This is a genomic window from Shewanella sp. GD03713 (genome assembly GCF_029843705.1).
Taxonomy (GTDB): Bacteria; Pseudomonadota; Gammaproteobacteria; order Enterobacterales; family Shewanellaceae; genus Shewanella.
This window is the reverse complement of the sequence record NZ_JAOCIW010000001.1, coordinates 107169-119075: the sequence shown is the minus strand read 5'-3', so window position 1 is coordinate 119075 and position 11907 is coordinate 107169. Positions and strand designations below refer to the sequence as shown.

The following is an 11907-nucleotide window of genomic DNA, read 5'->3' as shown; positions in this document are numbered from 1 at the left end:
CGCCCCGCGCCCAGCGTTTGCTTGCCGCCAATATGCCTGAGCACTATTGGGTCGTCCTGACACAGCAGCAGCGGCTTATCGAGCACAATTTCGGCCAGATAACGCCCCTGCTCATCGGCCTCATCGAGCAAGGAAATCCGCCCCAAGGTGTGGTCGGCTCCGTGGTGACAATGCACATTTTGCCAATGGGTTAAGGGTTCAAAACTGCGAATTTGCACTACAGGTCTAGCGCACAGCTCAGCCTGAGGCAGGCTGCTTAACCAGTCACCGCGGGCAGGCGCCCTATGGTTATCGACCCCGGTAAGATTCAACGCGACCCGAGTGCCACTGAGTGCTCGATGGACTTCCATCCCCTGGCAATGAATGCCGCGCACCCTTAGTTTGGCCTTTTGGCCTGAACTGTAGAGGCTATCGCCGATACACACACTACCGCTAATCACAGTGCCCGTGACCACACAGCCGGCGCCTTTAACGCTAAAGGCGCGATCGAGCGTCATCCTAAAGCTGCTGGCATCTTCCGCTTGGGTCGATTGCTGCTCGGCAATATCCAAAATATGTTGTTTAAGAGTGTCTACTCCCGCATCGCCTGCATCATTCGCGCAGACTTCAAACACGCCACTGGCCTCGATCCCGTATTCGGCAAGCAGCGCCATTCCCTCTAGGGTCAACTTGGCGGCGGTTTGCTCATCGACCAAATCCCGCTTGGTCAACACTAAGGTCAAACTGTTTAGCGGTAAAAGCGCGAGGATTTGCAGATGCTCGCGGGTTTGCGGCATCACGCCGTCGTCACAGGCCAACACCAGCAGCGCGTGGCGCACATGGCTCACGCCCACCAGCATGTTATTGATGAATTTTTCATGGCCGGGCACATCGATAAAGGCTAAACGAGTGCCATCTCGCAGTGGCATAAAGGCGTAGCCGAGATCGATGGTCATGCCACGGCGTTTTTCTTCGGGGAGCCTGTCGGTGTTCATCCCCGTCAAGGCACGGATCAGCGTGCTCTTGCCGTGGTCGACGTGGCCCGCGGTGACCATAATCATAGCTGCACACCTAAGGTGCTGAGTTCGGCCAATAATTCGGCCTCATCATCGATACCGCGCAAGTCGAGGCGAAGTTGATCTTGGGTCATACGGCCAATCACAGGCCGCTGCGCCTGCTTAAAATGCTGCTCGAGCAGCGTGAGACTGCCACCCTCTTGCGCGTTAAAGCACAGGGCGATTGAGGGTAAAAAGGTATCGGGCTGCGAGCCGCTACCGACTTGAGTTTGGCACTCCACTAATTCGATGCCATAGCTCGGGGCAAACAGCGGTGCTAAGGCGCGCTGCAGACGCTCACCGATGTGGCGCAACTCAGCTTGGCTGCGGGCAAATTTAGCCATAATCGGCAGTTCCCGATCCAAGGTTTCTGGGTTGAGATAGTGGATCAGCGTTGCCTCGAGCGCCGCGAGAATCAGCTTATCGCAACGCAATGCACGCTTGAGCGGATGACTTTGAAGCTTACTAATTAGCGCCTGTTTACCGACAATCAAACCCGATTGCGGGCCGCCGAGGAGTTTATCGCCGGAAAAGCTGACCAAATCGACCCCATCTGCCAACATGGCTTGGGGCGTCGGCTCTTGTTTAAGGCCAAAACGGCGTAAGTCGGTGAGTGAACCACTGCCAAGATCCGAGATCAGCGCGACCCCACGATGGCGGCAGAGTTGGCCTAATCTGGCCTCATCCACCGAAGCGGTAAAGCCACTGATATGGTAGTTGCTGGTGTGCACCTTCATGATGGCGGCGGTATTTTCGGTGATCGCCTGCTCATAGTCCTTGAGGTGAGTACGATTAGTGCTGCCGACCTCCACTAAGGTACAGCCCGCTTGGCGCATAATGTCAGGAATACGAAAGGCGCCGCCGATTTCCACCAGCTCGCCGCGGGAGACAATCACTTCTTTGCCCGCCGCGACCGCCGACAACATCAGCAGCACAGCGGCGGCGTTGTTATTCACCACGCAGCAGGCCTCAGCCCCAGTTAAGCGCTGGATTAACCCACTAATAGCATTATCTCGATGGCCGCGCTCACCCGCTGCCAACTCAAATTCCAGCGGCGTGGGGTAACGCATCACAGAGGTCACGGCACGAATGGCCGCCTCAGACTGCTGGGCGCGACCAAGATTGGTATGCAGTATGGTTCCCGTGAGGTTCCACACGGGTTTTAGACTATGGCTATAGTCCTTAGACAATTGATCAACCAAATATCCGTTCAATAATGACGGGTTAGCACACCAAGCGGGTAAACGTCGCTCCTGGGCTATCAGCTCACGCGCCGTGCGTAACTGGCTATCCAGCGCCGCCTTTACCGCCGCTTTACCATAGCTTTGCAGCAGGGGCGCCAATATCGCATCGGCGAGCAGACTGTCCATCGACGGCAGCGCGCGGTACAGGGCTTGGGGTGTATCGGGTACTTGGGTCATCATTTGTATCATCTTGATAAATATAAGGGGAAGGACTCGGTGAGCCCTTCCCGACTTTGGTTATTGCTCAGTTTCGTGGGCCAGTAGCAATGGATTGACCGTGGTCGCCCCAAAGCCCTTGGCATTTAGCTCACTGTCGAGCATCAGGGTCGCTAAGTCGTCGGCCGCCACATCCATCAGCGGTGACTTTTCGACGAACAGCATCTTGGTGTAACCATGGCATTCGTCGCAGCTCTCGATGCGCACCTGCGCCTTAGCATCATCGAATGACCAGAGAGTCGTCCCTTTATCCTGACCACAGCTAGTGCAGTGGGCGCGAATGTAATGCCATTCGCTCTCGCACAAACTGCAATGCAGATAACGTAGACCCGCTCGCGGCTGGTCGACAATCACGCTCGCCACGGGATGACAGCCGCAAATAGGGCATAGGTTCTGCTGCACGACTTTGCGTTGGTCAATCCGTTTAATCACCATAGGTGCCCAATGGGACCAGTAGACCCCCATCGCCGCCCAGATAAACAAACTGAAGCGCGCGGGCACTTCACTCATATGCCCCTGACGCAATGCACTGCCCCAGGAGGTGAGTTGTTCTGGAGATTGCTGCATCAACAACCGCAGCACTCTCGCCATATCCTCATCCACCTGCGGCAGCAGATCGCTTAACAGTTGTTGTAGCAGTCCTTGCCAGTAGCTATCTGCCTCTGAACCCAAGTGGGAAAGCGGAATCGCTTCATCTTTCCCCCAAGCGAGAAGCTGACCGAAGTCAGCCTCCGCCGCCAATCTGGCCTGAATCGCAACCACACGGCGGCATAGCTCAAAGTAGTCGGCCAGCGGCGAGTCCTTGGCCAACGACAACAAACGCTGCGCCCGTCTGTGATACACAGTTTTAGGGTCCACCGCCTTTAAGGGTTTAAGCTCCAGCGGCGATTCGCTGCCGGGGACCATAGGTATCTCGGCTGTATGACTCATTAATGTTTCTCCACGTCCGAATGTTCATCCAACATCAGCGGATGATGTTTACGGCACCAAGCCTTAGAGACCTTGCCGTAAAGCATGCCTGTGATAGAACCTTCCACCCAGGTCGCCATCCAAAAGTGCACCATCACAAACATCAGCATGATCAAGGCACAAATGGCGTGTAGCACGATCGCCCAGCCCACCACAGTGGCCGAGAAGTAAGGTGCAAAGTAGGGTTGCCACATGATGAATCCCGTCACGGTTAAGGTGATGGAAGTCAGTACAAAGGCACGGAACAGCACTTTTTGACCAGGGTTGTAATGGCCGATAGGCGGGATTTTGTCCTCGTTCTCGAACATCACGTCCTTGATGGCGAGCATCCAAGCCAGATCGTGTTTTTCCCATTTGTTGTGGTGGTAATAACGCACCAACATCAACATCAGCGGTAAACACATCATCAGGCCGGCAATTGGGTGAATAAACTTCGCCAATTGCGGTGTGCCCGCTATCGCGCCCAACCATTGGAAGGAGGGATAGAAGAAGGAAAAGCCCGTCAGAAAGGTGACTAGCCCCACGGCCACAATGAACCAATGACAGATGCGGTCGAACAGTTTGTGACGCACTACCATTTCTTGCTTATTATGCTTGCTCATTTCTTGGCCTCCTCTTCCGCTTGCGCCTTGTCCTCTGGCGGCTGATAGCCGGGTTGGTCCTCTTCCACTATGTTGCGACCGACGGTGATCTTATGCAGGCAGGCCACAGCCGCCGTTGCAAGCAGTCCGACAGTACCTAGTGGTTTCACCCAGTCCTGCCACAGGGTGACAGACAATGGGATTTGCGGATCCTTTGGCATTTCGTAGGTTTCAGGCTGAGTGACATCGTGCAATATCATCAGCATGCCTGTGCCACCTACGCCCTCAGGGTTGTAGAGTCCTGCCTTAGCAAAACCACGTTCTTTCAGCTCGTTAACACGCTTTTCTGAATAGAACAGCATGTCTTCGCGCGTGCCAAAACGCAGTGCACCCGTGGTACAGGACTTAACGCAGGAAGGCTCAAGCCCAACTGCCAAGCGGTCAGAGCACATAGTGCACTTGTAGGCTTTGTTGTCGACGGCGCTGATCTTCGGGATATCGAATGGACAGGTACTGGCACAATAACCACAGCCAATACATTTGTCCGAATCGAAATCCACAGTGCCATTGGCATGTTGAATAATCGCGCCAGAGGTAGAACAGGCCTTTAAGCAGGCGGGATCCGCACAGTGCATACAAGCACTGTGGGTAAACTGCCAACGTAATTTGCCTTGGTCTTCGATCTCGTTGTACTTCATCAGGGTCCAGCACTCTGGGGACAGAGATGCTGGGTTTTGATAAGTCCCTTGGAACGAACCCACCTCTTCACGTAGGTCATTCCATTCGGAACAAGCGACCTGACAGGCTTTACAACCATTACACTTAGTCGCGTCAAACAGCTTCGCAATTTGCTTCACGCCACCGACTCTTGCCTGTGCAGGTGGAGTCGCTTGCGAAGTGCCGGAACGTTGAATGATATCTTGAGTCGCCATTATCAGACCTCCGCCTTTTCAACATTCACGAGGAACGCTTTGTACTCAGGCACACCCGTGTTGGCATCACCCATCTCAGTGGTAAGGACGTTACAGCTATAGGCCTTACGTGTGAGCGCGTTATGGCTGCCGTGACGTGGAATACCGAGTGTGTGTACCGTTTGACCATTGACCTGCAATGGGCGCATACGCTTAGTCACTAAGGCTTTGGTGAGAATGTGGCCACGTTTCGAGCTCACTTTCACCCAATCGCCATTCTTAATGCCTTTTTCTGCCGCCAATTGCTCATTCATTTCCACAAAGGTCTCTGGCATGGCAATCGCCGCTAAACGGCAGTGTGTCGTCCAGAAGTTAAAGTGTTCTGTGAGTGAGTAAGTGGTACAGGCGTATGGGTATTCCTCTTTAGTACCTATAGTGTCTTTCACCCCTTCGAACCAACGCAGCACAGGGCTGTGCACCACATTCGGATGCAGAGGGTTGGTGCCGATGGGCGATTCGACAGGCTCGTAATGCTCTGGGAACGGTCCTTCTTTCAGCAGTTTGAGCGCGAAGAAACGACCCACGCCATCAGCCTGCATAATGAAAGGATGCGCACTTTCCTGTGGATTCAACTTGGCATTAAAGTCGGGCACGTCTATCCCTTCCCACTTGCCGTCTTTCCACTCGACAATCTTACGGTGCTCATCCCAAGGTTTACCGTTCACATCGCAAGAGGCACGGTTGTAGAGGACGCGGCGGTTAAGCGGCCATGCAAAGGCCCAGCCCGGCGTAATACCTTTACCCGATGGATCATGGTTATCGCGGCGAGCCATTTGGTTACCGGCTTCGGTCCAAGAACCCGCGTAAATCCAACAGGCACTCGCGGTACTGCCATCGGCCTTCAGTTCAGCAAAGCTGCTGATCTGACGCTTGGTCGCGACATCATAACCATTCAACTCTTTCGTCAGTTCGATAGAGCTTGGGTTGTGCGGATCGATATAGTTCCAGTTAATCGCTTCAATCGGCTCGGGCAGTTTGCCGCCCTCTTCACGATAGAGCTGTTTCAACTCTTGCAGCAGGCCAGAGACAATCTCAGAGTCCGACATCGCTTCGCCTGGAGGATTAGCCCCTTTATAGTGCCATTGCATCCAGCGGCCAGAGTTAACGATCGAACCTTCTTCCTCTGCGAACACGGTCGCAGGTAGGCGGAAGACCTCGGTTTGAATACTGGCGGTATCGACCTCGTTAAAACCGGGTTCGTTTTGCCAGAAGGTGGCGGTTTCCGATGACAAGTTATCAAGCACCACTAAGTACTTAAGGTTACTCAGCGCCTTGATGTTCTTGTTACGGTTAGGCATGGAGTTAATGGCGTTAACCCCTTGCACGATGCAACCGTTCACTTTGCCACGGTACATCATGTCCAGATGCTTACCGAAGTCATACATCTGATCCCACTTAGGTAACCACTGATAACCGAACTCGTTTTCAGGCGTCGCGTTCTCACCCCAGAAGGCTTTGAGCAGGGACACATAAAACTTCGGATAGTTTTGCCAGTAGTTGGTTTGACCTGGGCGCAATGGCTTAGGCGTGTTCGCCGCCAAGTGAGCCGCTAAGGTCGGTTCTTTATCGTTTGGCAGTTTTAGGTAACCGGGTAAACTTTGGGCCAGTAGCCCCATGTCGGTTGAACCTTGCACGTTGGCGTGACCACGTAATGCGTTAACACCACCGCCTAACTGACCAATGTTGCCCAGTAATAACTGGATCATCGCCATAGAACGGATGTTCTGCGCACCTTTACTATGGTGGGTCCAGCCCAGCGCATACATAAAGGTCGCCACACGGTCTTTAGTATGAGTACTCGCAATGGCGTCACAAACCACTTGGTAGTCCGCTGTTGGCGTACCAGTGATATTACTTACCGTTGCAAAATCATAACGTTCTACGTGTTGTTTGAGTAAGTTCCACACACAACGCGGGTGCTCAAGTGTTTCATCCACTTTGGCATAGCCGTCTTCGTCGAGTTGGTAGAACCAGGATTCTTTGTTGTACTCGCCTTTTGCTTCATCAAAGCCTGAGAATAGGCCGTCATGGAAGTCAAAATCATCCCGCACCAGATAACTGGCGTTGGTATAGGCTTTCACATAATCGAAGTTAACTTGATTGGTCGAAATCAAATAGCGAATCACACCCAGAAGGAATGCTATGTCAGTTCCTGATCGGATTGGGGCATAGTGATCTGCCAATGACGCACTGCGGTTGAAACGTGGGTCAACCACAATCAACTTAGCATTGTTATGCTGCATAGCTTCTGTAACCCAGCCGAATCCGACAGGGTGAGCTTCTGCGGCATTACCGCCCATAATAATCACTACGTTAGAATTTTTAATATCGATCCAGTGGTTGGTCATGGCACCGCGCCCAAATGTTGGAGCAAGACTTGCTACCGTTGGGGAGTGTCAGTTACGTGCAATAGTATCGATAGCCACTAGGCCTAAAGCGCGCGCAAATTTTTGGGTCGCTAAGCCACTTTCATTGGCCATACCGGATGAGGTCATCATCCCTGTAGTTAACCAACGGTTAACCGTTACGCCATCGGCGTTTTTCTCAATCAGGTTCGCATCACGGTCATCTTTCATTAAACGAGCAATACGTTTAAAGGCATCATGCCAGCTGATCCGTTCCCACTTGTTGCTGCCGGGGGCGCGATATTCTGGATACTGTAAACGGTGTGGACTGTTAACATAATCCACAAGGCCAGCACCCTTAGAGCACAATGCACCGCGGTTTACTGGATGATCGGCATCACCCTCGATATGGAAAATAGCATGCTCAGAGTTTTTCCCCCCGCTGCCTTGGCTGTACATCAGCAGGCCACAACCGACCGAGCAATACGGACAGTTGTTACGGGTTTCTTTGGCTCCGATCAGCTTAAACTCTCGCACTGCTGCATAGGCCTTTTCGGACATCAATCCCAGCGCTGAAATCGCTGAGGTTGCCGCTCCGGCCGCACACAGTTTAAAAAACTGGCGTCTGTTCATAGCGTTCTCTCACACTTTTGTCGTTATGAGTTGGGTAATTGCAGTGGTAACTCTGCAATCGTTTGAGTGAGTCAATAAAGCCCCCACTTAATTTAAGATTATCCTTAAAGTGAAAATAGATAACAAATAATGACATGAGATCAAGATCTCAATTTACCAGCTACAGAATAAATGACCGTCAACCCGGGTTTAATTGAAAATATTTAGATTTTAACTTCAAAAACAAAGAACAAATAAAGATATAAACCCAAAACACACCAAAAGACATTTTGTCCAACAAGCAAGACCCATTTTGTCTCACATGGGCATGTTGAGGTTATATAAAGCATGAGTTTAAAGCCGAAACGAAATAAAAGATGGTTAAAAACACCTCAGATTTACCAGTTTTGGACGGATAGACAGCGATCAAAGCTGACAATGTAAAGATTGGATAAAAAAGCACTCATCCTGCGGTGTTAAACACACCTAAAGTACAAAGTGCAAAAACAGCGAAATCGCCGCATAGATAGACAAAAGGCATAGCAAATCGCTATGCCTTTCACTTTATTGGTCGTTTGCTTCGGCACTTTTCACCCGCTGATGGGTTATCGGTGCCAAAGACTACGTATTACAGACTCGGCAATACGCCTAGGGGCAAGTAAGCATTAAAGCTGGCGGTATAAAGCAGATCCGTGGCCGCATCGATATCCGGCGCAAAGTATCTGTCTTTATCATAGTAGGCAACCACTTCGCGTAGCTCGGCCTTCGCCTGCGCCACTGCTTTACTTGGCATTAACGGCGCGCGGAAATCCAAACCTTGGGCTGCCGCCAATAACTCAATCGCTAACACGCCACGGGTGTTTTCGCTCATATCCCGTAAACGGCGCGCCGCAAAGGTCGCCATAGACACATGGTCTTCTTGGTTGGCCGAGGTCGGTAAACTGTCGACCGATGCTGGATGGGCATAGGTTTTGTTTTCAGAGGCCAATGCCGCCGCCGTCACTTGGGCAATCATAAAGCCCGAGTTCACCCCACCGTTTTTAACCAGGAAAGGAGGCAGTTTAGACAGGCTAGAATCGATGAGCAGCGCGATACGACGCTCGGCAATCGCGCCTAATTCGGCAATCGCAATCGCCAAGTTATCCGCAGCCATAGCAACAGGCTCGGCGTGGAAGTTACCGCCAGAGATAATGTCGCCAGTATCTTGGAATACCAGCGGGTTATCGGTCACGCCGTTGGCTTCTGTGCCTAACACCTCGGCCGCTTGGCGGATTTGAGTCAAGCACGCACCTAATACCTGTGGTTGGCAGCGCAGTGAGTAAGGGTCTTGCACCTTCTCGCAGTTGAGGTGGCTTAAGCTGATTTCAGACTCTTCGCCCAGCAGATGACGGAACACCATGGCCGCATCGATTTGTCCTTTCTGACCACGGGCCGCATGAATGCGTGGGTCAAACGGGCTGCGGCTACCCATGGCGGCCTCGACGCTCATGGCGCCAATCACTGAGCTGGCAGCAAACAAGTCTTCAGCGTGGAACAGACCTTCCAGCGCCAGTGCGGTAGAAGCCTGAGTACCGTTGAGCAGGGCTAAGCCTTCCTTCGCGGCTAAATCGATTGGCTTGAGGCCTGCGATTTCTAAACCTTCGGCGGCCGAAATAATCTGTCCTTGATAGCTCATCTCGCCTTCACCCAACAGCGGCAAACACATATGGGCTAACGGCGCTAAGTCGCCAGAGGCGCCCACAGAACCTTTTTCAGGCACGCAAGGATAAACCTCGGCATTCACTAAGCTGATAAGGAAGTTAATCACTTCTAAACGGATACCCGAGAAGCCACGGCTTAGGGAGTTGATCTTTAACACCATCATCAGGCGCACTGTGGCATCCTGCATGTATTGGCCCGTGCCCGCTGCGTGGGATAACACGATAGAGCGTTGCAGTAATTGCAGATCTTCCGGGGCAATCTTAGTGTTGGCCAGCAGACCAAAACCCGTGTTGATTCCGTAAACGGTGCGACCTTCATCCAGCACCTTTTGCACGATTTGCGCGCTGGTGTTGATCTCGGTAATCGCCTCTGGTGCCAGTTCGAGTGTCAGCTTATGGCGGCTGATTTCACGCAGTTGCGCCAGACTTAAACTGCCAGGCGTTAATACTAAATGATTGACTGATTTCATTTTTACATCCGTATTCTTGTCGTTGTTTTTCACGGTTTGTTGAATAGTTAGTCTTTAAGCATGGGCAGATCTAAGCCCTGCTCCTTGGCACAGTTTTTCGCGATCTCGTAACCCGCATCCGCATGGCGCATCACGCCTGTCGCTGGGTCGTTCCACAGCACGCGGCCAACACGTTTAGCGGCGGCCTCAGTACCGTCACACACGATCACTACACCCGAGTGTTGGCTAAAGCCCATGCCGACACCACCACCGTGGTGCAGCGATACCCAAGTCGCGCCGCTGGCAGTGTTCAGTAGTGCGTTCAGTAATGGCCAGTCAGAGACTGCATCTGAGCCGTCCATCATAGATTCAGTTTCACGGTTAGGACTGGCGACTGAGCCTGAGTCTAAGTGGTCACGACCAATCACAATTGGCGCCGACAGCTCGCCGTTTTTCACCATCTCGTTAAAGGCTTGAGCTAAACGCGCACGGTCCTTTAAGCCCACCCAGCAGATACGCGCTGGTAGACCTTGGAAGGCGATACGCTCACGGGCCATGTCTAACCAGTTGTGCAGGTGTGGATTGTCGGGGATCAACTCCTTCACTTTGGCGTCGGTCTTGTAGATATCCTCAGGATCGCCAGACAGGGCTACCCAACGGAACGGGCCAATACCTTCGCAGAAGAGTGGACGAATATAAGCAGGCACAAAACCGGGGAAATCAAACGCGTTTTTAACGCCAGTTTCGAAGGCCATTTGGCGAATGTTGTTGCCATAGTCTAAGGTCGCCGCGCCTGCCGCTTGCAGATCCAACATGGCTTGCACTTGTACCGCCATCGAGGCTTTAGCCGCTTTAACAACGGCGGCTTCATCGGTTTTACGCATGTCAGCCGCTTGCGCCATGGTCCAGCCCTGTGGCAGATAGCCGTTCAGCGGATCGTGGGCAGAGGTTTGGTCGGTGACGACATCAGGAGTAATGCCACGCTTCACTAATTCGGCAAAGATATCGGCGGCGTTAGCCAGCAGGCCCACAGATACGGGTTTACCCGAGGCATTGGCATCGTTGATCATAGCCAAGGCTTCGTCTAATGAAGTCGCCTTTTTATCTACATAACGGGTACGCAGACGAAAATCGATACGGGTTTCATCCACTTCACAGGCGAGCACTGAGAAGCCAGCCATAGTACCGGCCAGCGTTTGCGCGCCGCCCATACCACCTAAACCACCGGTGAGGATCCACTTACCGGCAGCCACGCCGCCAAAGTGTTGCTTTGCCACGGCAACGAAGGTTTCGTAGGTGCCTTGGACAATGCCCTGAGTACCGATATAAATCCACGAACCCGCAGTCATCTGGCCATACATGGCCAAACCTTGCTTATCTAACTCGTTGAAGTGTTCCCAGTTTGCCCAATGTGGCACTAGGTTAGAGTTAGCAATCAGCACGCGGGGAGCATCCGCGTGGGTGCGAAATACGCCTACAGGTTTGCCCGATTGCACCATTAAGGTTTCGTCGTCTTCGAGGCGTTTTAGCACTTCGATAATCTTGTCGTAGCAGTCCCAGTCACGGGCCGCGCGGCCGATACCACCGTAAACCACTAAATCCTCTGGGCGCTCGGCCACATCGGGATGTAAGTTGTTCATTAACATACGCATTGGCGCTTCGGTTAACCAGCTTTTGCAGCTTAATTGGCTACCATGGGGCGCAATAATACGGCGGCTTGGGTCGTGTCGCTTGTCCATTGAGATGTCCTCTTTCAACCTGTTGAACTCACTCGCCATTCGGCTAA

Annotated in this window: 8 protein-coding genes; 1 reads left to right on the top strand and 7 read right to left on the bottom strand. The window is 52.6% G+C overall.

Annotation, left to right across the window (positions count from 1 at the left end; translation table 11 throughout):
* Positions 1–755: 755 nt before the first annotated feature.
* The gene (locus N5E87_RS00545) at positions 756–884 is read left to right on the top strand and encodes a hypothetical protein (protein ID WP_262251546.1); all 129 of its coding nucleotides are present in this window, start codon (positions 756–758) and stop codon (positions 882–884) included.
* A gap of 152 nt (positions 885–1036) precedes the next feature.
* Here N5E87_RS00545 and selA read toward each other — a convergent pair whose 3' ends face one another.
* The 7 genes from selA to hutU all read right to left on the bottom strand — a co-directional run bounded on the left by selA (position 1037) and on the right by hutU (position 11860).
* On the bottom strand, positions 1037–2458 hold the full coding sequence (gene selA, locus N5E87_RS00540) for an L-seryl-tRNA(Sec) selenium transferase (RefSeq protein WP_086902897.1): 1422 nt from the start codon (positions 2456–2458) through the stop codon (positions 1037–1039).
* A gap of 57 nt (positions 2459–2515) precedes the next feature.
* Positions 2516–3424, bottom strand: a complete 909-nt coding sequence (gene fdhE / locus N5E87_RS00535) for a formate dehydrogenase accessory protein FdhE (protein WP_011620939.1) — start codon at positions 3422–3424, stop codon at positions 2516–2518.
* Positions 3424–4065: a formate dehydrogenase subunit gamma gene (locus N5E87_RS00530; protein WP_011620938.1), complete on the bottom strand. Its 642-nt coding sequence runs from the start codon at positions 4063–4065 to the stop codon at positions 3424–3426. The genes fdhE and N5E87_RS00530 overlap by 1 nt, the downstream gene beginning before the upstream one ends.
* On the bottom strand, positions 4062–4976 hold the full coding sequence (gene fdxH / locus N5E87_RS00525; protein ID WP_086902898.1) for a formate dehydrogenase subunit beta: 915 nt from the start codon (positions 4974–4976) through the stop codon (positions 4062–4064). Before fdxH ends, N5E87_RS00530 begins: the two co-directional genes overlap by 4 nt.
* Positions 4977–4978: 2 nt before the next feature.
* Positions 4979–7993 (bottom strand): formate dehydrogenase-N subunit alpha, encoded by a 3015-nt coding sequence (gene fdnG, locus N5E87_RS00520; RefSeq protein ID WP_086902899.1) that lies wholly within the window; start codon positions 7991–7993, stop codon positions 4979–4981.
* A gap of 607 nt (positions 7994–8600) precedes the next feature.
* Entirely contained in the window at positions 8601–10142 is a 1542-nt protein-coding gene (gene hutH / locus N5E87_RS00515) for a histidine ammonia-lyase (protein ID WP_086902900.1), read from the bottom strand.
* Positions 10143–10189: 47 nt separating this feature from the next.
* Complete coding sequence (hutU, locus tag N5E87_RS00510) at positions 10190–11860, bottom strand: urocanate hydratase (RefSeq protein WP_011620933.1); 1671 nt, start codon at positions 11858–11860, stop codon at positions 10190–10192.
* Positions 11861–11907: the final 47 nt, after the last annotated feature.